This window comes from Streptomyces sp. NPDC051555, assembly GCF_044454405.1.
Lineage (GTDB): Bacteria > Actinomycetota > Actinomycetes > Streptomycetales > Streptomycetaceae > Streptomyces.
Map to the genome: position 1 here is coordinate 39661 of NZ_JBITDP010000009.1, position 22745 is coordinate 62405.

Annotated in this window: 24 protein-coding genes; 10 read left to right on the plus strand and 14 right to left on the minus strand. The window is 72.4% G+C overall.

Annotated features, from left to right (window positions below; genetic code table 11):
• Window positions 1-117: 117 nt before the first annotated feature.
• From ACIBEA_RS19845 to ACIBEA_RS19855, 3 genes are all read right to left on the minus strand, one after another.
• Window positions 118-708 (minus strand): N-acetylmuramoyl-L-alanine amidase, encoded by a 591-nt coding sequence (locus ACIBEA_RS19845; RefSeq protein WP_399262576.1) that lies wholly within the window; start codon window positions 706-708, stop codon window positions 118-120.
• A 211-nt stretch (window positions 709-919) separates the two neighbouring features.
• On the minus strand, window positions 920-2116 hold the full coding sequence (locus tag ACIBEA_RS19850) for a globin domain-containing protein (protein ID WP_399262578.1): 1197 nt from the start codon (window positions 2114-2116) through the stop codon (window positions 920-922).
• 153 nt (window positions 2117-2269) lie between these two features.
• A complete protein-coding gene (locus ACIBEA_RS19855; protein ID WP_399262580.1) occupies window positions 2270-2731 on the minus strand; it encodes an RrF2 family transcriptional regulator in 462 nt (153 codons plus the stop codon).
• 245 nt (window positions 2732-2976) lie between these two features.
• On the opposite strand from ACIBEA_RS19855, the gene ACIBEA_RS19860 reads away from it, so the two are divergent.
• The 3 genes from ACIBEA_RS19860 to ACIBEA_RS19870 all read left to right on the plus strand — a co-directional run bounded on the left by ACIBEA_RS19860 (window position 2977) and on the right by ACIBEA_RS19870 (window position 6218).
• Window positions 2977-4389, plus strand: a complete 1413-nt coding sequence (locus ACIBEA_RS19860; protein WP_399262582.1) for a family 2B encapsulin nanocompartment shell protein — start codon at window positions 2977-2979, stop codon at window positions 4387-4389.
• Window positions 4390-4414: 25 nt separating this feature from the next.
• Complete coding sequence (locus ACIBEA_RS19865) at window positions 4415-5491, plus strand: family 2 encapsulin nanocompartment cargo protein polyprenyl transferase (RefSeq protein ID WP_399262584.1); 1077 nt, start codon at window positions 4415-4417, stop codon at window positions 5489-5491.
• A 142-nt stretch (window positions 5492-5633) separates the two neighbouring features.
• Complete coding sequence (locus ACIBEA_RS19870) at window positions 5634-6218, plus strand: GNAT family N-acetyltransferase (protein WP_399262978.1); 585 nt, start codon at window positions 5634-5636, stop codon at window positions 6216-6218.
• A 160-nt stretch (window positions 6219-6378) separates the two neighbouring features.
• Here ACIBEA_RS19870 and snpA read toward each other — a convergent pair whose 3' ends face one another.
• Window positions 6379-7044, minus strand: coding sequence for a snapalysin (snpA, locus tag ACIBEA_RS19875; protein ID WP_399262586.1), 666 nt, complete (start codon window positions 7042-7044; stop codon window positions 6379-6381).
• Between the two features lie 212 nt (window positions 7045-7256).
• Between snpA and ACIBEA_RS19880 the strand changes: the two genes are divergently transcribed.
• Window positions 7257-8252, plus strand: a complete 996-nt coding sequence (locus ACIBEA_RS19880) for a LysR family transcriptional regulator (protein WP_399262588.1) — start codon at window positions 7257-7259, stop codon at window positions 8250-8252.
• A gap of 30 nt (window positions 8253-8282) precedes the next feature.
• On the opposite strand, the gene ACIBEA_RS19885 is transcribed toward ACIBEA_RS19880, so the two are convergent.
• Window positions 8283-9104, minus strand: a complete 822-nt coding sequence (locus ACIBEA_RS19885; protein ID WP_399262590.1) for a hypothetical protein — start codon at window positions 9102-9104, stop codon at window positions 8283-8285.
• Between the two features lie 199 nt (window positions 9105-9303).
• On the opposite strand from ACIBEA_RS19885, the gene ACIBEA_RS19890 reads away from it, so the two are divergent.
• Both ACIBEA_RS19890 and ACIBEA_RS19895 read left to right on the plus strand, forming a co-directional pair.
• Entirely contained in the window at window positions 9304-10233 is a 930-nt protein-coding gene (locus ACIBEA_RS19890) for a DUF4097 family beta strand repeat-containing protein (protein ID WP_399262592.1), read from the plus strand.
• Window position 10234: 1 nt separating this feature from the next.
• On the plus strand, window positions 10235-11146 hold the full coding sequence (locus tag ACIBEA_RS19895; protein ID WP_399262594.1) for a helix-turn-helix transcriptional regulator: 912 nt from the start codon (window positions 10235-10237) through the stop codon (window positions 11144-11146).
• Window positions 11147-11171: 25 nt separating this feature from the next.
• Here the strand turns inward: ACIBEA_RS19895 and ACIBEA_RS19900 are convergent, their stop codons facing one another.
• The 4 genes from ACIBEA_RS19900 to sodN form a co-directional block, all read right to left on the minus strand.
• Complete coding sequence (locus ACIBEA_RS19900) at window positions 11172-11705, minus strand: Clp protease N-terminal domain-containing protein (RefSeq protein WP_399262596.1); 534 nt, start codon at window positions 11703-11705, stop codon at window positions 11172-11174.
• Window positions 11705-11914: a helix-turn-helix domain-containing protein gene (locus tag ACIBEA_RS19905; protein ID WP_399262598.1), complete on the minus strand. Its 210-nt coding sequence runs from the start codon at window positions 11912-11914 to the stop codon at window positions 11705-11707. The genes ACIBEA_RS19900 and ACIBEA_RS19905 overlap by 1 nt, the downstream gene beginning before the upstream one ends.
• A gap of 105 nt (window positions 11915-12019) precedes the next feature.
• Window positions 12020-12982, minus strand: a complete 963-nt coding sequence (locus tag ACIBEA_RS19910; protein WP_399262600.1) for a zinc-binding dehydrogenase — start codon at window positions 12980-12982, stop codon at window positions 12020-12022.
• Between the two features lie 373 nt (window positions 12983-13355).
• Window positions 13356-13751, minus strand: a complete 396-nt coding sequence (sodN, locus tag ACIBEA_RS19915) for a superoxide dismutase, Ni (RefSeq protein ID WP_399262602.1) — start codon at window positions 13749-13751, stop codon at window positions 13356-13358.
• A 153-nt stretch (window positions 13752-13904) separates the two neighbouring features.
• On the opposite strand from sodN, the gene sodX reads away from it, so the two are divergent.
• Window positions 13905-14306, plus strand: coding sequence for a nickel-type superoxide dismutase maturation protease (gene sodX / locus ACIBEA_RS19920; protein ID WP_399262604.1), 402 nt, complete (start codon window positions 13905-13907; stop codon window positions 14304-14306).
• On the opposite strand, the gene ACIBEA_RS19925 is transcribed toward sodX, so the two are convergent.
• On the minus strand, window positions 14210-14839 hold the full coding sequence (locus ACIBEA_RS19925; protein WP_399262606.1) for a CGNR zinc finger domain-containing protein: 630 nt from the start codon (window positions 14837-14839) through the stop codon (window positions 14210-14212). The two genes, sodX and ACIBEA_RS19925, sit on opposite strands and share 97 nt — an antisense overlap.
• Window positions 14840-14933: 94 nt before the next feature.
• Between ACIBEA_RS19925 and ACIBEA_RS19930 the strand changes: the two genes are divergently transcribed.
• Window positions 14934-15695 (plus strand): class I SAM-dependent methyltransferase, encoded by a 762-nt coding sequence (locus ACIBEA_RS19930; RefSeq protein ID WP_399262608.1) that lies wholly within the window; start codon window positions 14934-14936, stop codon window positions 15693-15695.
• An 88-nt stretch (window positions 15696-15783) separates the two neighbouring features.
• Here ACIBEA_RS19930 and ACIBEA_RS19935 read toward each other — a convergent pair whose 3' ends face one another.
• Genes ACIBEA_RS19935 through ACIBEA_RS19945 form a run of 3 tightly spaced genes read right to left on the minus strand, consistent with a single transcriptional unit; the run spans window position 15784 to window position 18472 of the window.
• Complete coding sequence (locus ACIBEA_RS19935; protein WP_399262980.1) at window positions 15784-16536, minus strand: amino acid ABC transporter ATP-binding protein; 753 nt, start codon at window positions 16534-16536, stop codon at window positions 15784-15786.
• Between the two features lie 11 nt (window positions 16537-16547).
• Window positions 16548-17489 (minus strand): amino acid ABC transporter permease, encoded by a 942-nt coding sequence (locus ACIBEA_RS19940; RefSeq protein ID WP_399262610.1) that lies wholly within the window; start codon window positions 17487-17489, stop codon window positions 16548-16550.
• A 29-nt stretch (window positions 17490-17518) separates the two neighbouring features.
• On the minus strand, window positions 17519-18472 hold the full coding sequence (locus tag ACIBEA_RS19945) for an ABC transporter substrate-binding protein (protein WP_399262612.1): 954 nt from the start codon (window positions 18470-18472) through the stop codon (window positions 17519-17521).
• A 528-nt stretch (window positions 18473-19000) separates the two neighbouring features.
• Here ACIBEA_RS19945 and ACIBEA_RS19950 point away from each other — a divergent pair.
• Window positions 19001-20203, plus strand: a complete 1203-nt coding sequence (locus tag ACIBEA_RS19950) for an NADP-dependent malic enzyme (protein WP_399262614.1) — start codon at window positions 19001-19003, stop codon at window positions 20201-20203.
• A 98-nt stretch (window positions 20204-20301) separates the two neighbouring features.
• Here the strand turns inward: ACIBEA_RS19950 and ACIBEA_RS19955 are convergent, their stop codons facing one another.
• A complete protein-coding gene (locus ACIBEA_RS19955) occupies window positions 20302-20487 on the minus strand; it encodes a DUF6104 family protein (RefSeq protein WP_356415216.1) in 186 nt (61 codons plus the stop codon).
• A 168-nt stretch (window positions 20488-20655) separates the two neighbouring features.
• Here ACIBEA_RS19955 and ACIBEA_RS19960 point away from each other — a divergent pair, with 168 nt between their 5' ends.
• A complete protein-coding gene (locus ACIBEA_RS19960) occupies window positions 20656-22737 on the plus strand; it encodes a trypsin-like peptidase domain-containing protein (RefSeq protein ID WP_399262616.1) in 2082 nt (693 codons plus the stop codon).
• Window positions 22738-22745: the final 8 nt, after the last annotated feature.

Sequence of the window (22745 nt, forward strand, 5' to 3'; positions counted from 1 at the left end):
CGGGCGGGGGGCGGGCCCGGGGGGGGGGGGGGGGGGGGGGGGGGGGGGGGGCCCCCCCCCCCGGGGGGGGGGGGGGGGGGGCGGGGGCGGGGGGCCCCCCCCCCCCCCCCGGCCAGGTCATTTCAGGAGCTCCGTGACGCGGTCCCGCATCGACCGCATCGTGAACCCCTTCGGATCGATCTTGCCCGGCTGCCATTCGAGGTGGCCGATGACCGAGCGGGCGGTCCACCCGTGCACCCGGCAGAGGGCCGCCGCCGCGCGGGCGATGGCGTCGAGCTGGACCTCGGGCCAGGGGTCCTCGCCATCGCCGAGGTTCTCGCACTCGAACCCGTAGAAGCGGGAGTTGCCGTCGGTGTCGGCCCGGTCGTCCGGCGGCAGCGCCTTCTCGGCGATCACCGCGGCCAGGACGTCCCGGTCGCCGGCCCCCGCGTGGTTGGCGCGGCCGTAGCCCACGAGGTGGACCGTGCCGTCCTTGGTGATGACCCCGTGGCACAGCGGGCCGGGAAGCTCGTCGTAGCCGTCGCGACAGATCTCGACGGTGTGCTCGGCCCCGTGGGTGACGGTGTGGTGGATCATCACGCCGTTGACGGGGCCCCAGGGGCCCTTGTGGTTGCGGTTGTGGGTGCGCCAGGAGCCGACTTGGACGACGGTCAGTTCCTCGCCCCGTAGTGCCCTGATGAACCGGTCCGCGGACATGGGTGCGGCCACGGCCACCTCCTTTGCGGTGCGCGACAGTCACCTTGAGTGTCCGTCTCGTTACGCAACGGGTGTAGCGGAGGCGATCCACGTGGAGCCAGGTCGTTCGTACGGCGTACGAGTCGTGTGCGAGCCGATCCGGACAGTCGGACTCTGTCCCCGGCCGCCCCGCACACCCCTCGCATCCCGCACGCCCCTCGCGCCCCTTGGTCCCCGGCGGGCCTCAGGCCGCGGCGAGCCACAGGTCGGGCCCGAACACCTCGTAGTGGATGTCGGCCGCCGCCACGCCCTTGGCCAGCAGCTGCTCCCGCACCGCCCGCATGAAGGGCAGCGGTCCGCAGAGGTACGCCTGCGTGCCGGGGGCGACGGGGACGTCCGTCAGATCGACCCGGCCCGCGCGGTCGCCGGCCTCGGGCTCCGCCTCGTACCAGAACAGGGCTTCGGGGCCGGCGAGCTTGCCCGCGACCGCCCGGTGGTCGGTGCGCAGCGCGTGGTCGGCGGGGGAGCGGTCGGCGTGCACGACGGTGACGGGGGTCGCGTGGCCGGTGTCGGCGAGGTGCTCCAGCATCGACAGCATGGGGGTGCAGCCGATCCCGGCCGAGGCGAGCAGCAGCGGCGCCCCGGGGGCGCGCAGGACCAGGTCGCCGTAGGGCGCCGAGACGCGCAGCCGGTCGCCGGGGCGGACGTGCGCGTGCAGGTGCCCGGAGACCTCGCCGTCGGGGCCCGCGGCCGCCGGGCCGTGCACCCGCTTGACGGTGAGGGAGCGGGTGGGTACGCCGGGGGCGCTGGAGAGGCTGTACTGGCGGATCTGGCGCGCACCGTCGGCGAGGGCGACCTGGACGGAGACGTACTGGCCGGGCTTGAAGTCCGGCGCCGGGGCGCCGTCGGCGGGGACGAGGTGGAAGGTGGCGCAGTCCGCGGTCTCCTCGGTCCGGCCGGCGACGGTCCACTCGCGCCAGACGTCGCCGGCGGTGACCCGCTGCTCGGCGTACAGGCGCTCCTCGATGGCGATGAGGGCGTTCGCCATCAGCCAGTAGACCTCGTCCCAGGCCGCGGCCACCTCGGGGGTGACGGCCTCGCCCAGGACCTCGACGATGGCGGCGAAGAGGTGGGTGTGGACGACCGGGTACTGCTCGCGGGTGACGCCGAGCGAGGCGTGCTTGTGGGCGATGCGGTGCAGCATCACGTCGGGGCGCACGTCCGGGTGCTCCACCAGGTGGGTGGCGAAGGCGGCTATGGAGCCGGCCAGCGCTTGCTTCTGCAGGCCGGCTGCTTGGTTGCCGCGGTTGAAGAGGTCGCGCAGCAGCTCCGGGTGGGCGGCGAACAGCTTCGTGTAGAAGAGCTCCGTGATGTCGCCGATCGCCGCCCCGACGGCGGGCAGGGTGGCTCGGACGGTGGTGGTCGACTTCTCGGACAGCACTGGTGCACCTCGCGTAGTGGATACCGTAAGTGGTATATAAAACTCATATTTAAGGGTGAAGGGAACTCCACCGCGGTGCGGAATTCCGTTCGAACCGCCCCTCGGGATCAGGCTAGGCAGCCGGACGGCCGTCGCGTATCGGCCAACCGGCCCTCATCGCGCGGGACTTTGGGCCCCCGGTGCGGCGCCGCTGCCGAGGCCCAGCAGGAGCGGCCCGGTCGGGGCCGCCACCAGGCTGTTCACCGTCAGCGGGTCCAGTGCGGCGAAGAAGGCCTCCTGGGCCCGGCGCAGCGCGCCGCGCAGGATGCACGCGGAGCGCAGCGGGCACGGGACCGTGCCGTCGCAGTCGACGACGTCCCCCGCCCCCTCCAGCTCGCGGACGATCCCGCCGACCGATGCCGAGCGCCCGGCGGCCGTGAGCGCCAGCCCGCCGCCGCGCCCGCGCCGCGCCTCGACCAGTCCCAGGTGCTGCAGTTTCGCGACCACCTTGGCCGTGTGCGTGTAGGGCACCTCCATCGCGGCCGCCACCTCGCGGGTGGTGGGGAGGTCCGTCTCCTCGACGGCCAGGCGCATCAGGACGCGCAGTGCCAGGTCGGTGAATCGGGTGAGGCGCATGCCGCCACTCTAGAAAACTTGCATCTTCGAGGCAAATTAAAGGTGATGGGGTGGCGGAGGCTCGGCGCGGGAGGGGGAGATGGCTGGAACCGGTGGGGTCCCAGAGGGGCGTGGGGCGTGTGGGGGCCCATCACCATGCCCATCCCCCGGACGGAGTAGTCCCACCCTTTTGTGTAATGGTCCCACCACACTCCGTGCTGCAAGGCTTCACTCGCAGACCCATGGAGTGATCGAAAGGGAAACACATGTCGGTCCAGGCAGGTTCCGAGTCCGAGGCCCAGCCTCAGCAGCCGCAGCGCAGTCTCGCGACAGCAGCCGCGCGGAACTTGGCAACCACCACCAAGTCCAAGCCGCAGATGCAGGAGATCACCTCGCGGTGGCTGCTGAAGATGCTGCCGTGGGTTTCGGTGCAGGGTGGCACCTACCGGGTGAACCGCCGCCTCACCTACACCGTCGGCGACGGTCGCGTGGAGTTCATCAAGACCGGTACCCAGGTCCAGGTGATCCCGGCCGAGCTCGGTGAACTGCCCCTGCTGCGCGAGTACGAGGACCTCGACGTCCTCACCGAGCTCGCCCAGCGCTGCCAGCAGGTCGACTTCGAGGTCGGCCAGGAGCTGACCTCCTTCGGCAACAGCGCGGACCGGGTGTTCCTGCTCGCCCACGGCCGGATCGACCAGATCGGCCCGGGTCCCTACGGCGAGGACGCCGTCTTGCGCACGGTCGCCGACGGCGCGTACTTCGGGGAGAACGCGCTCACCGACGACGAGGCGATCTGGGAGTACACCGCCCGCGCCGCCACCTCCGGCACCGCGCTCGTCCTGTCCCGCCAGGACTTCCAGCTGCTCGCCGACCGGGTGGACTCGCTCCGGGCCCACGTCGAGCAGGTGCGCTCCCAGCCGGCCCACGACACCAACAAGCACGGCGAGGCCGCCATCGACCTCTCCGCCGGTCACCGCGGCGAGGCCGTCCTGCCCGGCACCTTCGTGGACTACGAGGCCCGGCCCCGCGAGTACGAGCTCAGCATCGCCCAGACCGTCCTGCGGGTGCACACCCGCGTCGCGGACCTCTACAACCAGCCGATGAACCAGACCGAGGAGCAGTTGCGGCTCACGGTCGAGGCGCTGCGCGAGCGCCAGGAATTCGAAATGATCAACAATCGCGAGTTCGGCCTGCTCCACAACGCCGAGTACGACCAGCGGATCCAGCCGCACGACGGCGCCCCCAGCCCCGACGACATGGACCAGCTGCTCAGCATGCGCCGCGGGTCCAAGATGTTCCTCGCCCACCCCAAGGCCATCGCCGCCTTCGGCCGCGAGTGCAACAAGCGCGGGCTGTACCCGGAGTCGATCGACATCGGCGGCCACCGGGTGCCGTCCTGGCGCGGCGTGCCGATCTTCCCGAGCAGCAAGATCCCGGTCAGTGACGCCCGTACGACCTCCATCCTCTGCATGCGCACCGGCGAGGACGACGGCGGTGTGATCGGCCTGCACCAGCCCGGCATCCCCGACGAGATCGAGCCGAGCATGTCGGTCCGGTTCATGGGGATCAGCGAGCAGGCGATCATCTCCTACCTGGTCACGGCCTACTTCTCGGCCGCGGTCCTGGTGCCGGACGCCCTCGGCGTGCTGGAGAACGTCGAGATCGGGCGCTGGCGCTGAGCCGGCGGCCCGGGGGGACGACGGCATGACGGCCACCGAGGAACGGCCGGTCGGCGAGGGGGCGGCGACCGGTCCGGAGGCACCGCCCGGCGACGGGCAGGAAGCCGCGCTCCTGCTGGCCAGGACAAGAGAAACGGTCAACCCGCGACTGCGCCGAACGGTCGAGGGCCTGCCCGGTTCGATGCGCAGCGTGGCCATGTACCACTTCGGCTGGGAGCAGGCCGACGGGACCCCGGCCGAGGGCCAGGCGGGCAAGGCCATCCGGCCCGCCCTGGTCCTCGCGTCCGCCCAGGCGCTGGGCGGGCACGCGGACGACGCCGTACCGGCGGCCGTCGCGGTGGAACTGGCGCACAACTTCACCCTGCTGCACGACGACGTGATCGACGAGGACGTGCGCAGGCGCGGCCGGGCCACCGCCTGGAGCGTCTTCGGGGTGCCGGAGGCGATCATCTCCGGTGACGCGATGATGGCGCTGGCGCTCCAGCAGCTCGCGGAAGATCCTCACCCGGCCTCGGGGCGGGCCTCGGCCCGGCTCTCGGCCTGCGTCATCGAACTGTGCGGCGGTCAGCAGGCGGACATCGGCTTCGAGCGCCGCGAGCGCGTCTCGCTCGACGAATGCCTGTCCATGGCGATGGCCAAGACCGGGGCGTTGCTGGGGTGCGCCTGCGCCCTCGGGGCGCTCTACGCCGGGGCCGGCCCCGAGGAGGTCGACGCGATGGACGCCTTCGGTCGGGAGGCCGGACTGGCCTTCCAGCTGATCGACGACCTGATCGGCATCTGGGGGGACCCGGAGCACACCGGCAAGCCCGCGGGCGCCGATCTGAGGGCGCGCAAGAAGTCCCTGCCCGTCGTGGCCGCCCTCACCTCGGGCACCGCGGCGGGAGCCGAACTGGCCGCCCTGTACGCCGGCCCCATGGAGGCGGCCGACGTGCGCCGGGCGGCGGACGCGGTGGAGCGGGCCGGCGGGCGGGACTGGGCGCAGGCCCACGCCGCCGACCGGATGGGACGGGCCGTACAGCAGCTCGCCCGGGCCGTGCCGGATCCCGGGGCGGCGGACGGGCTGCTGGCCCTGGCGGAGTTCGTGACCCGCCGGACGCGCTGAGACGCGCCGGCGGGCGGCAGGAGGCCGGTTCCGGTACCGCAAGGTGCCGGAACCGGCCTTTCCGCTGCCTCGGCTCAACTCTAGGATCGCGCAAGGTTGTTACGCGTGGCGAAAGGTGAGGCTGATGGGTGCGGAGACGGTCATGGAGATACGCGCCGGCGGGCCGGGCGACCGGGACGCGGTGGCGCGACTGCTCGACGCGGCCTTCTTCGACGATCCGGTCAGCACCTGGGTCTTCCCGGAACCGGAGCACCGGCGCGCCGTGCACGCCGCGTTCCTCGGCGTCTTCGTCGACGTGGCCCTGGCCGAGGGGCGGATCGACTGCGCGGCCGACGGCTCGGCCGCGGCGCTGTGGCTGCGGATCCCGGCCGGCGAACCGGAGGGCGAGGACGAGGTGCCGGCGCGCATGCGCGAGGCCGCGGACCCGGACAACGAGCGGTGCGAGCTGGTGGGCCGGCTCATGGGCGAGGTGCACCCCACGTCCGAGGAGCACGAGTACCTGCTCATGATCGCGGTCGACCCGGACCGGCAGGGCGAGGGGCTGGGCACCGAGTTGATCCGCCCCGTGCTGGAGCGCTGCGACCGGGACGGCGTGGCGGCGTACCTGGAGGCCAGCAGCGAGCGGAGCATGCGGCTCTACGAGCGGCTCGGATGGGAGTTCACGGGCACCCCGGTGCGGCTTCCCGACGGCCCGCCGATGTGGCCGATGTGGCGCAAGCCGCGCTGATCCGCGGGCCGTTCGCGCGAGGGGCGAGAGGGTGCTCCTGAGCGGCGCCCTGGTGGGGCAGGAGCGCTCGCTCAAGGAGCCGGACGGTCCGATCCGGCGGCCGCGGACGGCCCGGGTCCCTGGCGGGAACCCGGGCCGCCCCCCGTGCGGCCGGGCCGGATCAGCCCTTGGTACCGAGGCCCGAGGCGAAGCCGTTGACCCACAGCTGGTTCACGCGGGAGCGCTCGGCGGCGTTCGGGTTGGGGTTCTGACACGACGTGCCGGGTCCGCCGCCCGACATCAACTCGCTGCACGGGCCCGAGTAGTGGTCCGGCAGCCCGAGGACGTGCCCGGTCTCGTGGGCGGTCACGCGGGTGGAGTTGTACTGCTGGTTCTGCGCGTAGTCGAGGAAGATGTAGCCCCGGCCGTGCCCGTCCGTGCTGGCGTACGAGCCGCGCGAGTCGTTGCCCTCGCGGTACGAGAAGTTCCCGCCCGAGGACACCTCCTGCAACTTGACGTTGGAGACCGAGGAGTTCCAGATCTGCGTGGAGCGGGATATCTGGCTGCGGAAGCTGGGCGCGCTGCGGGTGTTGTAGGTGACCGTGACGGCCATCAGGCCCGGGTTCGCGGCGCGCTGTTCGGCGACCGAGCGCTGCACGGCCTCGAAGAAGGCGCGGTTGGCGTTCGCGTTCTCCGTGGAACGCTCGTAGGCCGCGTACGACGCCGGGCTGCCGGTGGGGGCGGCGGCCGGGGCGGCGCTGGCGCTGGTGGCGGGGAGGACACCGAGGGCCGCGGCGAGGCCGAGTCCTGCGGCGGAGGCGAGCACGGTTCGTCGGGAGTGGCGCATGTGGGGGCTCCTGCTCATCCGGTGCGGTGGGGGGTGGAGGGTCGTTCGGTACCGGAGTCTGCGGGAGCCGGAGCGGGCGGCGGATGATGTCAGCGGCCGATAGCGCGGGACTATCGGTGAGATTTCGGCAGGGCAACTTCCGTGAGAATGGCGGGATTCGGGGGGCTATCAGTGGCTGGTGCGGTCCACGGGGGCCGCCCTACTCTCGGGACATGGAGCTCGAGGTGAGGCACTTGCGCGCGCTGTGCGCCATCGCCGACGCCGGCAGCCTGCACAAGGCGGCGCGGCAGCTCGGGGTGAGCCAGCCCTCCCTGACGACCCAACTGCGCCGGATCGAGAGGGCCCTGGACGGCGAGCTGTTCCTGCGCGAGCGCACGGGGTGTCGGCCCACTCCCTTCGGACGGACCGTACTCGGCCGGGCGAGACCCCTGTTGGAGGACATGGCGGCCCTGGTGGCCGAGGCGCGGGCGCTCGCCCACGGGCCGCGGCTGCGGATCGGCTCGACCGCCAGCAGCGCGCTGCCGGGCTGGCTGCGCAGGCTGCACCGGCGGCTGCCGGACACCGACACCTCGCTCGTGGTGGACGTATCGGCCAACGCGCTGCTGCGGATGGTGGCTTCGGGACAGCTTGACGTGGCCTTCGTGCACGAGGTGGAGGGCTTCCCGCTGCGGGTGCCGCAGGGGCTGGAGGTGCACGTGCTGATGGAGCGCGAGCCGCAGTTCGTCTCGATGGCGCGGGACCATCCGGCGGCCAGCCGGCCGGTGGTGGAACTACGGGAGTTCGCCACCGACCGGTGGACGGTGGACCCCTCCGTCGACGGAGAGTGGGACGGGCTGCGGCGGGTCCTCGCGGGTGCCGGACTGCATCCCCCGGTGCTCCACGCCGACTACCACACCGCCGCGTCGCTGATCGTCTCCGGCGAGGCGGTCGCCCCCTGCCAGCCGACCTCCGGGCCGCGCGAGGACATGGCGATCCGCCCGCTGTACGGGGACCCGCTCGCGGTGCGCCTGCTGCTGGCCACCCGCCCCGGGGCGCACGCGGAGGTCTACGAGGACCTGCGCGCGGCCTACCGCGAGGCGGCGCTGGGCACCCCGCCGTACCGCGCCTGGCTCCACCACCACGAGAGCCCGTTACTGGAGGCGGACGCGGAGGTGGGGGCGGGCGCCGGCGCCGGCGCCGGCTCGGAGACGGAAGCCGAAGCGGCGTAACGATTCTTCACCGGCGGCGACGCCGGGCGACTAGGTCGTGCGGCGGGCGTGGTCGTAGGCGAGGCCCAGGGCGCCGTGTGCGACCAGGAGCGCGCCCGCCGTCAGCCAGCCGGAGTTGCGGCGGCGGGCCGCCCACAGCATCAGGGGGGCTCCGGCCGCGACCTGGGCCGCGCCCACGAGGCGGGCCCGGGGGCCGCGGAGCCAGGGGCCCAGCGGGCCGTCCTCCACGACGTCGAGTTCCGCCCGTACCGCGTGGCGCCAGCCGGACCACTCCAGGGCCTCGGCCCCCGGGGCGACGCGGGCCGCCTCCCGCAGCCGGTCGGCGCGCTCGCCGGGGGCCAGCCCGGCGGGCAGGGCCAGCCCGGCCCGGGCCAGCAGTGCGATCAGCCCCAGCAGCCGGGTCCCGCCGTCGGCGGCTTCGTCGGGGCGGGTGAGCCGCTCCAACTCCTCCAGGTCCAGTACGGGATCCAGGCCGAGCCGCGCGGTGAGCGTGCGCATGGCGTCCGGGTCGCCGAGCGGGGTCCCGTCCGCCGCCCATCCATAGGACACGGGCCGCCGCAGCCCCGACGCGAGGGCGAAGCCGCTCTCCCCGGACTCCCACCACACGCCCAGCACCGGCCAGTTGCCGCCGACCGCCAGCGCCGAGGTCCAGCCGGTCAGCACCTCGGCCAGGGACTCCTCGGCCCCGGACGCGCCGGCGGCCGGGTGGCGCTCGGGGACCAGGGCGCTCCAGTCGCCCGCCGGGGCGAGCACCAGGCGCTCGCGCAGGACGTGGGTGGCGGCGGGCCGGACGGTGGCGGGTTCGGCGCGGCAGAGCAGCAGTCCGCCCGCCGAGGTCTGGGAGATCGACATGCCCACACGCTAAGGCAAATCCCCCCAACCCACCCAAATGGAAGAGTGCGAAGGGGCGCGGCGCCACGCGGCGGCGCAGCGCCGCCCGAGCCGCTTGACTTCCGGCAACCGCGATATATCGTGTTACTCAGAAGACGCGATATGTTGCGTCATGCCGAACCCCGGCACCCCGCGCGTCCGCCCGAGGAGGATCAGCACCATGGCACACCAGACGACCTGGTCCATCGCCGAACCCCAGCAGCTCACCTTCGAGGAGCCGGTCGCCGAGCTCCGCGTCCGCGTCGTGGGCGGCACGGTGAATGTGGTCGCCGCCGCCGAGGGGCCGGCCCAGCTCCAGGTCACCGAGGTCAGCGGGCCGCCCCTGCACGTGGTGCAGGAGGGCGACGTCCTCACCGTCTCCTACGAGGACCTGCCCTGGAACGGCTCGCAGAACCTGCGCAAGTGGTTCGACTCCAAGCCGTGGAAGGCCTGGACGGGCTCCGGCTCCGAGGGCGGACGCAAGGCCTGGGAGCGCAGCGCCGTCATCTCGCTGACCGTGCCCGCCGCCACCCGCGTGCAGGTCGCGACCGTCAGCGCCACCGCCTTCGTCTCGGGCATCGCGGGCGCCACCGACGTCAACGGCGTCTCCGGCGACGCCACCCTGGTGGGGCTGTCCGGGGCCGTCAAGGCGCACACGGTCTCCGGCAGCGTGGAGGCCCAGGCGCTCAGCGGGACCCTCGGCTTCCACTCGGTCTCCGGCGGGCTGACCGTGGTCGAGGGCGCGGGCGGCAGCGTACGGGCCGACTCGGTCAGCGGTGACATGCTGCTGGACCTCGACCCGGACCAGACGTCCCCGCAGCCGGTGGACATCGCGCTCAACTCGGTCTCCGGGCAGGTCGCGATCCGGCTCCCGCACCCCACCGACGCCCGCGTCGAGGCCAACACCGCCACCGGCGGGGTCTCCAACGCCTTCGAGGACCTGCGGGTCTCCGGCCAGCTGGGCGCCAAGCGGATCACCGGCACACTGGGCTCCGGGACCGGCACGCTGCGGGCCACGACCGTCTCCGGTTCGATCGCGCTGCTGCGCCGCGAGCCGGCCGACGCGGCCGCTCCGTCCGCCCCCCTGGAACTCGAAAAGAAGGTGCTCTGACATGCCGCCCGTCTTCGCCCACGGCCGCCTGCGGCTCTACTTGCTGAAGCTGCTCGACGAGGCTCCGCGGCACGGGTACGAGGTGATCCGCCTGCTGGAGGAGCGCTTCCAGGGGCTGTACGCGCCCTCCGCGGGCACCGTGTACCCGCGGCTGGCCAAGCTGGAGGCGGAGGGGCTCGTCACGCACGCCACCGAAGGCGGGCGCAAGGTGTACTCGATCACCGAGGCGGGCCGCGCCGAACTGGCCGACCGCAGCGGTGAACTGGCCGATCTGGAGCTGGAGATCCGCGACTCCGTCTCCGAGCTGGCCGCCGAGATGCGCGACGACGTCCGGGGCGCCGCGGGCGACCTGCGGCGCGAGATGCGGGCGGCAGCGGCCGCCACCGCTTCCGACACCCGGGTCGAGGACGAGACCTGGCGACTGGCCAAGGAGGAGCTGCGCCGGGCCCGCCAGGAGTGGAAGGAGCAGGCCCGCCGGGCGAAGGACGAGAGCCGCCGGGCCCGCGAGGAGGCCCAGCAGGCCCGGCGCCAGGCGAAGGAGGCCCAGGACCGGGCCCGCGAGGAGGTCCAGCGCATCGCGAGCCAGCTCCAGGAGCAGTTCACGAAGTCCGGGGTCCGCGAGGGGCTGTCGGACTTCACCGACAAGATCGGCACCCTGGCGGGCGTCTGGCTGGGTTCCACCGCGACCCACGACGGGGCCAAGGCCCGGGCGGCGGAGTCCGGATGGGCCGAGGACCTGAATCCGACCGAGGACCCGGCGCGCGACCTCGACCGGCTGCTGGACCGCTTCCGTGACGAGGTGCGCGACGCGGCCCGCGACCACGGCGTCACCGCCGCCCGGCTGGAGGAGATCCGCGCCGACCTGGCGACGGCCGCGGCCCGCATCACCACCACGGTCCGCGCACCGCGCTGACGCGCCGCGGCCCCGGGCGCCCCGATCAGGCGGCGGCCGGGGCGGTGGCCGCGACACGGGCGTAGGTCACGCCCTGCGCGGCCAGCACGTCAGCCACCGGGCCCGGGTCGACGAGCAGGGCCAGGAGGAGATGGGTCTGCGTGATGGTCCTCTCGCGGCGGCCCACGGCGATCCGGAGCGACTGCGTCAGGGTCTTCTTCGCGCCCGGCGCGAAGCGGACGCGGGCGCTCTGCGGGCGGCCGCGCTGCGGGCGGGCCCCGGCCGCGGCGAGCGCGCCCTCGCCGTGGCTCTCCTCGACGCGGGCGACGATCTCGGCGAGGTCGATGCCCAGGCCCGCCAGGGCCTCCTCGTCGGCCTTCGACATCCCGCCCCGGCGCCGGGCCTCGGTCAGGGCGGCCGCGGTCGCCCCCCGGTCCACGCCGAGCCGGTCGAGCGCGCCCAGCTCCAGCAGGGCGAGCAGCAGGTGGTCCTCGGTGACCCGGGCGGCGCCGGTGCGGCGGGCCTCGTCGACCGCGCCCGTGACCGTGTCGCGCGCCCCGGCCGTGAACTTTTCGAACATCAGAGCCTCCCGTGCTTCTTGTGTACGGCCTGCCGGCTGACGCCCAGCTCGGCGGCGATGTCCTGCCAGGACCAGCCCTGGTTGCGGGCGCTGCGCACCTGTACCGCCTCCAGCTGCTCCAGCAGCCTGCGGAGGGCGGCCACGGCACGCAGGCCCACGCGCGGGTCGCGGTCACCGGCCCGTTCGGCGAGATCGGTTGCTTCCGTCATGCTGTCAATTTAGGTTGACGGGTGAGCCGTGTCAACCCGAATTGACAGACGGGGAGTGCCGCGGGCGCGGTGCGGACGGGGGAGGCGTGCGGGAGGGCCGGGCCGTCAGACCGTCAGCACCACCTTGCCGAAGAGGTCGCCCGACTCCAGCTTGGCGAAGCCTTCCCGGGCCCGGTCCAGCGGCAGCACCTCGTCGATGACCGGCCGCACCCCCGTGGTCGCGCAGAAGGACAGCAGGTCCTCCAGCTCCTCCTTCGTGCCCATGGTCGATCCGACGACCTTCAGCTCCAGGAAGAAGATCCGGGTCAGTTCCGCGTGCGCGGGCCGGTCGCCGCTCGTGGCGCCCGAGATCACCAGGGTGCCGCCCGGGCGCAGGGACTTCACCGAGTGCGACCAGGTCGCCGCGCCCACCGTCTCGATCACCGCGTCCACGCGCCGGGGCAGCCGCGCGCCGGGCTCGTACGCCTCCTGCGCGCCCAGCTCCACCGCGCGCTCGCGTTTGGCCGCGTCGCGGCTCGTCGCGTACATCCGCAGCCCGGCGGCCTTGCCGAGCACGATCGCGGCGGTCGCGACCCCGCCGCCCGCGCCCTGGACCAGGACCGAGTCCCCGGGGCGCACGCCGGCATTGGTGAAGAGCATCCGGTAGGCGGTGAGCCAGGCGGTCGGCAGGCAGGCGGCCTCCTCGAAGGACAGCTCCGCGGGCTTGCGCAGAACGTTCCAGGCCGGCACGGTGACCTGTTCGGCGAAGGTGCCCTGGTAGCGCTCGGTCAGGATCGAGCGCGGCTCGTCCGGCCCGACCCCGTGGCCGCTCTGGCCGATCACGGAGTGCAGGACGACCTCGTTGCCGTCCTGGTCGGTCCCGGCCGCGTCGCAGCCCAGGATCATCGGGAGCTTCTCCCGGCCGAGACCCACCCCGCGCAGCGACCACAGGTCGTGGTGGTTGAGGGAGGCGGCCCTGACGTTCACGGTCACCCAGCCGGGGCGTGCCTCGGGCGCCGGGCGCTCGCCCAGTTCGAGGCCGCTCAGCGGCTGGTCACGGTCGATTCGGGCGGCGTAGGCAGCGAACATGCGGCCAGACGCTACCGCCCGGTAGGGGGCCGCCGCCAGGGTTCCCGGCACACCCGGCCTGTCTTTCGGATCACGTCGGCCGGTCCGGCGGTCGGTCCCGCGGCACGGGCCTTCGGGCCTACCGGAACGGGCCTTCGGACCCCCGGTCGTACCGCAGAGCGGAATCTTTGTTCGATCGTCAAATACCTGTATGGGCAGCGCCCTTGTGTGTTCCATGGGGTTAACCGGAACGTCATGGGCAAGCCAGGAACCAGGGTACGATTCTGGCCAGGCGCCACCAGGCAGCCCTCCCGGCACGGGGGCCGGGAGGGATGTGCGCAGAGGGGCCCGGTCGCATCACAGCGACCGGGCCCCTCCGCGTGCGCGCCCGGGATCAGGCGGCCTTGGTCTCCCAGAAGATGCGGTCGATCTCCGCGATCAGTTCGAGGGCCTTCTGGCCCGTCGCCGGGTCGTTCGACGCCTTGGCGGCCGAGAGGGCCTTCAGGGTGTCGTTGACCAGGGAGTGCAGCTGCGGGTACTTCTCGAAGTGCGGCGGCTTGAAGTAGTCGCTCCACAGCACCGAGACGTGGTGCTTCGCGAGCTCTGCGCGCTGCTCCTTGATGGTGATGGCGCGGGCACGGAAGTCCGCGTCGTCGTTGGCCTGGTACTTCTCCTGCACGGCCTTGACGGACTCGGCCTCGATACGGGCCTGGGCGGGGTCGTAGACGCCGCACGGCAGGTCGCAGTGCGCGCTGACCGTGACCTTGGGAGCGAAGAAGCGGGAAAGCATGGGGGTGGGTCCTCCTCGTGATCGTCTTCTCAAGGGGGAGATTACTCCGTGAGAAAGCGGAATTCGCGGGCGGCCCCGTGGGCTTAGGACAAAAGTCCAGCGTCACGATGGGGGCGGTGAGCGAACGTACGGACGGAACCGGGAAGGTGTCACATGCACGTGCCGATCGGGATGGTGGAGGTGTACGGGCCCTCGATGGCCCCCACCCTGGACTCCGGCGATCAGCTGCTCGTCCACTACGGCGGGCGCGTGCGCCCCGGTGACGTCGTGGTGCTGCGCCACCCCCTCCAGCAGGACCTGCTGGTCGTCAAGCGGGCCGCCGAGCGGCGCGGGGGTGGCTGGTGGGTGCTCGGGGACAACGGCTTCAACGAGAGCGGGGACAGCGAGGACTACGGCGTGGTGCCCGACGAGCTCGTGCTGGGCGTCGGGCGGCTGCGCCTGCGGCCGCCCGCCGCCGGTCAGACCTCGCTGGCGGCCCGGGCGTCCTGGCTGGCCCGCGCGGTGCGTCCGCTGTTCCCGGACCCGAGCGCCTCCTCGCGCTTGCGGGCCCGGTAGGCGGCCACGTTGGCCCGGGTGGCGCAGCGGTCCGAGCAGTAGCGCCGGGACCGGTTGGTGGAGGTGTCGAGGTAGGCGTTGCGGCACGGCGGCGCCTGGCACAGGCCCAACCGGTCCGCGCCGTAGGACGTCAGGTGGAACGCCAGGCCCATGGAGGCGATCGCGGCGTACCCGGCCGAGGCGTTGGAGGGGTGGTCGGCGAGGTGCATGTGCCAGTTGGGCTCGCCGTCCGGGCCGGGCGTCTCGTGCCCGGAGATCTGCGGGCTCACGGGGAACTCCATCAGGAGCGAGTTCAGCAGGTCCACCGCCAGGACGTGGTCGCCCGAGTCGGCCGCCTCGAAGATCGCGCGCAGCCGCGCGCGGACGTTGCGGAAGCGGGTGACGTCGGCGTCGGTGACCCGGCGGGCGTCCTGGAGGCTGGGCCCGAACAGGGCCCGGGCCGTCTCCGCCGACGTCAGCGCATCCTTGCCACGGGCCGGCTCCTCGGTGTTGACCAGGCGCACGGCATAGTCCGAGTAATGGGCCAGTTCCACTTGTAGTCCTTACGGATGAGGATTAGTGTGCGGGTGTGCCGTTCGGGTAACGGCCACTATGCCTTCTAGGGTATTACGGGTGGAGGGGTTCGAGATGACGGACGCAGCGACCGGAACGGACTGGCAGGCCTGGCAGGACAGCTGGGACCGCCAGCAGGAGTGGTACCTCCCGGACCGCGAGGAGCGGTTCCGGGTCATGCTGGACATGGTCGAGGCGGTCGTCGGCACGGCGCCCCGGGTGCTGGATCTGGCGTGCGGTACGGGAAGTATCACGGACCGCGTCCTCAAACGGTTCCCGAACGCCACCAGTACGGGCGTCGACCTCGACCCCGCCCTGTTGACCATCGCCGAGGGTCACTTCGCGGGCGACCCGCGGGTCACCTTCGTCACCGCGGACCTCAAGGACCCCGACTGGGTCGCGCGGCTCCCGCACGACGGCTACGACGCGGTGCTCACCGCCACCGCCCTGCACTGGCTGCACAGCCCGCAGCTCGCCGTGCTCTACGGGCAGCTGGCGCCCCTGGTGCGCCCCGGCGGCGTCTTCATGAACGCCGACCACATGCCCGACCCGGCGACCCCGCTCCTCAATGCCGCCGAGCGCGCCCACCGCCACGCGGGCATGGACCGGGCCCGCGCCGAGGGCGTGCTCGACTGGGCCGAGTGGTGGGCCGTGGCCGCGGCCGACCCGGTGCTCGCCGAGCCCACGAAGAAGCGGTACGAGATCTACGGCGAGCACGCCGACGGGGACACCCCGGACGAGGCGTGGCACGCCCGCACCCTGCGCGAGGCGGGGTTCGCGGAGGCCCGTACCGTCTGGCGCTCGCCGTCGGACGCGCTGGTCCTAGGACTCAAGTAGGGGATTCGGGCCGCAGGCCGGCGGAGCGACGAAGAGGGGCGGTACGGACATCGTCCGTACCGCCCCTCTTCGCACCGCGTGCGCGGGGTTACAACACCTTGGACAGGAACGCCTTCGTCCGGTCGTGCTGCGGGTTGCCCAGGACGTCGCGCGGGTTGCCCGCCTCGACGACCACGCCGCCGTCCATGAACACCAGGCTGTCGCCGACCTCGCGGGCGAAGCCCATCTCGTGCGTGACCACGATCATGGTCATGCCCGATTCGGCCAGGTCCCGCATGACGTCGAGGACGTCGCCGACGAGCTCCGGGTCGAGCGCCGACGTGGGCTCGTCGAAGAGCATCAGCTTCGGCTCCATGGCGAGCGCGCGGGCGATCGCCACGCGCTGCTGCTGGCCGCCGGAGAGCTGCGAGGGGTAGTTCCCGCCCTTGTCGCCCAGGCCGACGCGGTCGAGGAGCTTGACGGCGCGCGCCCGCGCGACCGCCTTGCTCTCGCCCTTGACCATGACCGGGGCTTCCATGACGTTCTCTATGGCCGTCATGTGCGGGAACAGGTTGAACCGCTGGAAGACCATGCCGATGTCCCGGCGCTGGGCCGCGACCTCGCTGTCCTTCAGCTCGTGGAGCTTGTCGCCCTTCTGGCGGTACCCGACCAGCTGGCCGTCCACGTAGAGGCGGCCGGCGTTGACCTGCTCCAGGTGGTTGATGCACCGCAGGAAGGTGGACTTGCCGGAGCCGGACGGGCCGACCAGGCAGAACACCTCGCGCGGCGCGACCTCGAGGTCGATGCCCCGCAGGATGTGGGCGGCGCCGTAGGACTTGTGCACGGCCTCGGCTTTGACCATCGGCTGGGCGGTCACTTCGCCACCTCCGTACGGCGGAACATGTTCAGGTTGGCGCGCAGTCGCTGGAGCGGGGTCGGCGGCAGGCTGCGCAGCGAGCCGCGCGCGAAACGGCGCTCCAGGTAGTACTGGCCGACGCTGAACACGCTGGTCAGGGCGAGGTACCAGATCGACGCGACGATGAACATCTCCATCACCGCGAACGAGGTGGCCGCGATGTCCTGAGCGGCCCGCAGCAGGTCCGCGTACTGCACGGCGACGACCAGCGACGAGGTCTTGAGCATGTTGATGAACTCGTTGCCCGTCGGCGGCACGATCACGCGCATCGCCTGCGGGAGCACGACCCGGCGCATCGTCTGCGTGCGGGTCATGCCCAGTGCGTGGGACGCCTCCGACTGCCCTTCGTCGACCGACTGGATGCCGGCCCGGACGATCTCCGCCATGTACGCGCCCTCGTTGAGGCCGAGACCCAGCAGGGCGGCCAGGAAGGGGGTCATGACCTGGGTCATCTCGTCCTTGTAGAACCCGAGGTTCAGGATCGGGAAGATCAGGGCGAGGTTGAACCAGATGAGCAGCTGGACGTAGACCGGGGTGCCGCGGAAGAACCAGATGTAGAACCAGGAGATGGTGCTGGTCACCGGGTTCTTCGACAGCCGCATCACGGCGAAGGCGACGCCGAGGACCAGGCCGAGCGCCATCGCCGCGACGCTGATCAGGACCGTGTGCCACAGGCCGCTGAGGATGCTCGCGTCGAACAGCTTCTCGGGAACGGTCTGCCAGCGCACGTTGCCCTGGGAGAAGGCGTAGATGATCGCGCCGAACAGGACGAGCGCGATCACCCCGCTGATCCAGCGTCCGTAGTGCCGGACGGGGATGGCGCGGATCATTTCGGGCGGGACGGACCCGGCCGGCGGGGTGTCCGCCGGTCCGGGGACCTTTTCGAGCTTGTCAGTCACAGTGACTGCCCTTCAGTGCTGCGTGGGGGTCACTGACCTGCGTTGACCTGGGCCTTGGTAACGGCGCCGGAGGCCGCGTTCCACTTGTCCAGGGCGGCCTTGTAGCTGCCGTCCTTGATCGTCGCGTCGATGGCCGCGGCCAGGGCGTCGCGCAGCTCGGTGTTCTTCTTGTCGATGGCGATGCCGAAGAGGCCGGCGTCACCCGGGTTGGCGACGGCCTCGAAGTCGTTGCCGCCGCCCGCGGTCTGCGCGATGTACGCGGCGACCGGGGAGTCGTTCAGGTCGGCGACGGCGCCGCCGGCCTTCACACGGGTCTGCGCCTCGGCGTCGGTGTCGAAGGCCTCGATGGAGAGCTTCGCCTTGCCGTCCTTCTCGCACTTGGCGCTCTGGTCCTTGGCGGACTGCTCGTACGTCGTGCCGCGCTGGACGGCGAGCTTCTTGCCGCACAGGTCGTCGAGGGTCTTGATGCCCTCCGGGTTGCCCTTCTTGACCAGGATGCCGGTCGACGCGGTGAAGTAGTCGACGAAGTCGACGCCGTTACCGGTCTTCTGGCCCTTGTCGTCAAGGCCCTGCTGGCGGGCCTTGGTGTCGCTCATGGAGGACATGACGACGTCGGTGCGACCGGTGGGCAGACCGCCCAGCAGGGTGGCGAAGGTGCCGGAGGTGAACTCGAACTTCACGCCGAGCTGCTTGCTGAGGGCGGCGGCGATGTCGGGGTCGACACCGACGATCTTCTCGCCCTCCTTGAACTCCATCGGGGCGTAGGTGGCGTCGGTGCCGACCTTGATCACGCCGGCGTCCTGGATCTTCTTCGGGAGCTTCGAGAACAGCGGGGCGCTGCTCGTCTTGCCGCCCGTGTCGGAGCTCTTGTCGGTCTGGTCGCCACACCCGGTGAGGATCAGGGCGCCGGCGACCGCGATCGCGCCGACCGCGGCGATCCGGGACCGGGCGGCAGTCGTGCGGCGGGTGGTGCTTGCGGTCATGAGCTGGTTCCTCCGACAGGGGTGGAAAGCATCCGATGGCGGTCGGGCACGCACCTTCGAGTGTCGCGACCTTGTGTGATTACGGCATCTTGCCATTCGGACTGGCGCATTCAGGATGCCCATCAGGTCAAAATCGCATAACGGGCGACCCCGGTAACCCAACATCGCTGCGGGGATGGGCTGTCGCGGCCGGAGTATGCACCGTCCGAGGCCTTCTTTACCGGAGTTTTTGCGGCCCGTCTCGGGTGCTGGACACAGACTCTTGGACTTTTCGCCGAAACTAGGACAAGAGGCTTATGGTCGAGCAGGAATCGACTCGTCTGGGTGAGCGTTCTTCGGGTAGAACGGATCCTTACACCCCTCATCCGGGGCTCAGGGCGCGCGTGCGGCGCGCCCGCGCGTACGAACCTCCCCTTCGCGGAGACGGATCAACCAACCCGTCGACGCGGAGTACGGACGCGGTGCCCGCCCACCCCTTAACCAGGAGTGGTCACCCTCAACGAATTAAAGACTTAAGGGGTTAAGAAAGTGGCAGCGGAGATCGTCAATCCTCGCAGCGACAGCGTTACGGACAACAACCCGGATGCGGTGTTCGCGCTTCACCGCGGCGGAAAGATGGCCATCGTGGCCACCGTTCCCGTCCGGGACAAGGACGACCTGTCCCTCGCATACACGCCCGGCGTGGCCAAGGTCTGCACCGCCATCGCGGAGCAGCCCGAGCTGGTCCACGAGTACACCTGGAAGTCCAACGTGGTCGCCGTCGTCACCGACGGTACCGCCGTGCTCGGACTCGGTGACATCGGGCCGGAGGCCTCGCTCCCCGTCATGGAGGGCAAGGCCATTCTCTTCAAGCAGTTCGGCGGTGTCGACGCGGTTCCGATCGCGCTCGCCACCAAGGACACGGACGAGATCATCGAGACCATCGTCCGGCTCGCCCCCTCCTTCGGCGGGGTCAACCTGGAGGACATCTCGGCGCCCCGCTGCTTCGAGATCGAGCGCCGCCTCCAGGAGCGCGTGGACATCCCGATCTTCCACGACGACCAGCACGGCACCGCCATCGTGTCGCTGGCCGCCCTGCGCAACGCCGCCAAGCTCACCGGCCGCACCCTCGCGGACCTGCGCGCCGTGATCTCGGGCGCGGGCGCGGCCGGCATCGCCATCGCCAAGATCCTGGTGGACGCCGGCATCGGTGACGTCTGCGTCACCGACCGCAAGGGCGTCGTCTCCGCCGACCGCTCCGACCTCACGGACGTCAAGGCGGAGATCGCGGGCCTCACCAACAAGACCGGTCTGACCGGCTCCCTGGAGGACGCCCTCGTCGGCGCCGACGTCTTCATCGGCGTCTCCGGCGGTACGGTCCCCGAGGCCGCGGTGGCGACGATGGCGAAGGACTGCTTCGTCTTCGCCATGGCCAACCCGAACCCGGAGGTCCACCCCGACGTCGCGCACAAGTACGCGGCGGTCGTGGCCACGGGCCGCTCGGACTTCCCGAACCAGATCAACAACGTGCTGGCGTTCCCCGGCATCTTCGCGGGCGCCCTCAAGGTCCGGGCCTCCCGGATCACCGAGAACATGAAGATCGCCGCCGCCGACGCCATCGCCGGCGTCGTCGGTGACGAGCTGGCCGCCGACTACGTGATCCCGTCGCCCTTCGACGAGCGCGTCGCCGCGGCCGTCACCGCGGCCGTCGCCGCCGCGGCCCGCGCGGACGGCGTGGCGCGCCTCGCCTGAGCGAGCCGCCCGCAGCAAGGCGCAGTACCCAGTACGCCGAAGGCCCCGCCGCATCACTGCGGCGGGGCCTTCGGCGCATCCGGACGGGAAGGGGGCGACTACTCGTCGTCCTCGTCCTCGTCGTCGAGCCGGGCCAGCCAGGTGGCCAGCCGCTCGACCGGGACCTCGAAGTCGGGGTTCAGGTCCACGAAGGTGCGGAGCTGCTCGGCGAGCCACTCGAAGGTGACCTCCTCCGCGCCGCGCCGCTTCTCCAGCTCCTCGATGCCGCGATCGGTGAAGTACAAGACAGGCTCCGTGCGTGAGGGGGGTGTTTCCCGGCCAGGATAATCCGCGTCGGCCGGACACCTCCCGCCGGGCACCGGGCAGGGCTAGCCTGGATGGCCTCAACACGCTTGGCGGACGCAGTCGTTGGTTGCTGCTGGGTGCTGATTCACCGGGACCGGGGGCGGGGGATGGCGGACGGGCGCACGGGCGACTCCGCGCGCGCCTTCGAGCTCCTGGAACCCCTCGTCCAGGCCGCGACCGTACGCGTCCACGCCCCGCCGAACGGGTATGAGGACCCTGGGACCGGAGCCACCTGGGGCAGTGGGTTCTTCATCGCTCCCGGCTGGGTCCTGACGTGCGCGCACGTGGTGGGCGAAGGGGGCGGTGGGATGCGGCTGGTCGGACGGGAGGTCGGCATCACCTTTTCCTCCGGCGGGGACGGCGCCACCGGAACCGTCGCCGGACGCGTGGAATGCGTCCTGCCCGAGCGGCTGGAGCAGCGGCGGCCGGGCGGGCCCGGCCTGTGGGAGCTGCCCGACCTGGCGCTCGTGCGCGTCCTGGCCCCCGTCTCGCACGCCTGCGTCTGGCTCACCGACCGGGCCAGGCCCCGCTTCGACGAGGTCGCGTACTTCGGTTGCACCGAGGACCTGGGCGCCCCCGAGATCACCGGCCGCACCACCCGGTTGCGCGGCACCGCGGGCAACGGCGCCGCCATCCGGCTCGGCGCCGAGGACGAGATCGAGCACGGCATGTCCGGCGGCCCGGTCGTCGACCTGGCCCGCGGCGAGGTCGTCGGCGTGGTCAAGGCCCGCGCGCGCGGCGGCGGCGGGCTCGCCGTCTCCGTCGTCCAGCTGCGCACCCTGCCGATCTCCGCCAAGAGCCGGATCGGGCTCTACCGCCGCGTCATGCAGGCCCACGACCTGCACCACTACGACCAGCACCTCAGCGACGTCGACAACCGCCGCACCTGGACCGACGCGCACGACGAACTCCCGCGCCCCGAGCCCGACCCCTACGGCGGCCGCCAGCGCCTCACCCCCGGCGAGCGGACCATCCTGTGCGGGCTGCTGGCCGAGCTGCCCCCGCCCGGCTCCTCCGAGGCCGTACGGACGCTGGTCGAGGCGGCCCGCGGCGAGGAGCCGGACCCCGGCCCGTTGGCCCCGCTGAGCTGGCGCGACGGGCTCGGCCTGCTCTACGACCCGCCCGGCGGGGTCAGCGAAGCCGCCGCCATGCTGCGCTACGCCACCGACGTCAGCGTCGCCGAACACCGCGAGCCGCCCGCGCCCGGCGCCGACGAGGAGCTCTGGGACTGGGTGCGGGCCACCGCCGAGCGGCTGTGGCGACCCCTGCGCCGGGAGCTGGGCGAGCGGCACGAGCGGGGCCTGCTCGAACGCGAGCGGGCGCGCGAGGAGCGCAGGCTGGCCGCCGCCGGGCAAGCCGTCCGGATCGGACCCGCCCGCGCCGCCGAGATCCTCCCGCCCGGCCCCTCGGTCCTGCTGGAGGTGTGGGCGCACAGCTGGGAGCGGGTCTACGACTGGCGGGTGTCCGTCCTCCTCGGCCCCGAGCACCTGACCCCCGTCGACGCGGGGGAGCGGGCCACCCTCGCCGCGCTGCCCGAGGTGCTGCGGGCCCCGCTCGCCGAGGCCTTCCGGCGCTGCGACACGCACGAGGGGGCCGCGCTGCTGGAGGCCGCCGTCGCACCCGACCTCTTCACCCTGCCCGTGGACGAGTGGGTGGTGGCGGGCGCGGCCCCGGTCGGCACCCAGCGGCCCGTGGTCTTCCGCCACCCGCCCGAGCCGGAGCCGCCCGCCACGGACGACGGCCACCGCCGCGCCGACCGCTGGGCCCGGGTCCAGGCCGGACCGCTGCTCGACGAACGGGCCGACTGCGACCGGGGACGCCGGCGCACCCCGACGTACGCCTGGCTCGACGGCCAGCCCGACAACACCGTGCCCGTCCACTGTCGGGCCGCGGACGCCGACCCCACCCTCGGATCGCTGCACTCCGCCCACCGCGCCGGCTACGGGGTGGTGCTGTGCCGGCGCCCCCCGGCGGACCCGACGCTGCCGTGCGCGCCCTTCCACCGCGCCCTGCGCGAGGAACTCGCCGACGCGGGCCGCGGCGGCGTGCTGGCCCTGCGGCTCCAGTCCCTGCGGGGGCGGGCCCACGGGCACGACCCCGACGCGTACTGGGCCGCCGGGCTGGGCCTGGTCTGGGACGACCCCGGGCGCCCGCTGCCGGACGACGAACCGTTGCAGGGGGACCTGTGAGCCGCAGC

What these genes read in the sequence shown, in the direction of transcription:
- ACIBEA_RS19855 (WP_399262580.1), bottom strand. Translation starts at nt 2,731, where the DNA reads ATGCGCCTCACCCGATTCACCGACCTGGCACTGCGCGTCCTGATGCGC.
- ACIBEA_RS19930 (WP_399262608.1), top strand. Translation starts at nt 14,934, where the DNA reads ATGACGGACGCAGCGACCGGAACGGACTGGCAGGCCTGGCAGGACAGC.
- sodN (WP_399262602.1), bottom strand. Translation starts at nt 13,751, where the DNA reads ATGCTTTCCCGCTTCTTCGCTCCCAAGGTCACGGTCAGCGCGCACTGC.
- ACIBEA_RS19860 (WP_399262582.1), top strand. Translation starts at nt 2,977, where the DNA reads ATGTCGGTCCAGGCAGGTTCCGAGTCCGAGGCCCAGCCTCAGCAGCCG.
- ACIBEA_RS19960 (WP_399262616.1), top strand. Translation starts at nt 20,656, where the DNA reads ATGGCGGACGGGCGCACGGGCGACTCCGCGCGCGCCTTCGAGCTCCTG.
- sodX (WP_399262604.1), top strand. Translation starts at nt 13,905, where the DNA reads ATGCACGTGCCGATCGGGATGGTGGAGGTGTACGGGCCCTCGATGGCC.
- ACIBEA_RS19890 (WP_399262592.1), top strand. Translation starts at nt 9,304, where the DNA reads ATGGCACACCAGACGACCTGGTCCATCGCCGAACCCCAGCAGCTCACC.
- ACIBEA_RS19945 (WP_399262612.1), bottom strand. Translation starts at nt 18,472, where the DNA reads ATGACCGCAAGCACCACCCGCCGCACGACTGCCGCCCGGTCCCGGATC.
- ACIBEA_RS19910 (WP_399262600.1), bottom strand. Translation starts at nt 12,982, where the DNA reads ATGTTCGCTGCCTACGCCGCCCGAATCGACCGTGACCAGCCGCTGAGC.
- ACIBEA_RS19905 (WP_399262598.1), bottom strand. Translation starts at nt 11,914, where the DNA reads ATGACGGAAGCAACCGATCTCGCCGAACGGGCCGGTGACCGCGACCCG.
- ACIBEA_RS19880 (WP_399262588.1), top strand. Translation starts at nt 7,257, where the DNA reads ATGGAGCTCGAGGTGAGGCACTTGCGCGCGCTGTGCGCCATCGCCGAC.
- snpA (WP_399262586.1), bottom strand. Translation starts at nt 7,044, where the DNA reads ATGCGCCACTCCCGACGAACCGTGCTCGCCTCCGCCGCAGGACTCGGC.
- ACIBEA_RS19865 (WP_399262584.1), top strand. Translation starts at nt 4,415, where the DNA reads ATGACGGCCACCGAGGAACGGCCGGTCGGCGAGGGGGCGGCGACCGGT.
- ACIBEA_RS19895 (WP_399262594.1), top strand. Translation starts at nt 10,235, where the DNA reads ATGCCGCCCGTCTTCGCCCACGGCCGCCTGCGGCTCTACTTGCTGAAG.
- ACIBEA_RS19885 (WP_399262590.1), bottom strand. Translation starts at nt 9,104, where the DNA reads ATGTCGATCTCCCAGACCTCGGCGGGCGGACTGCTGCTCTGCCGCGCC.
- ACIBEA_RS19900 (WP_399262596.1), bottom strand. Translation starts at nt 11,705, where the DNA reads ATGTTCGAAAAGTTCACGGCCGGGGCGCGCGACACGGTCACGGGCGCG.
- ACIBEA_RS19935 (WP_399262980.1), bottom strand. Translation starts at nt 16,536, where the DNA reads ATGGTCAAAGCCGAGGCCGTGCACAAGTCCTACGGCGCCGCCCACATC.
- ACIBEA_RS19870 (WP_399262978.1), top strand. Translation starts at nt 5,634, where the DNA reads ATGGAGATACGCGCCGGCGGGCCGGGCGACCGGGACGCGGTGGCGCGA.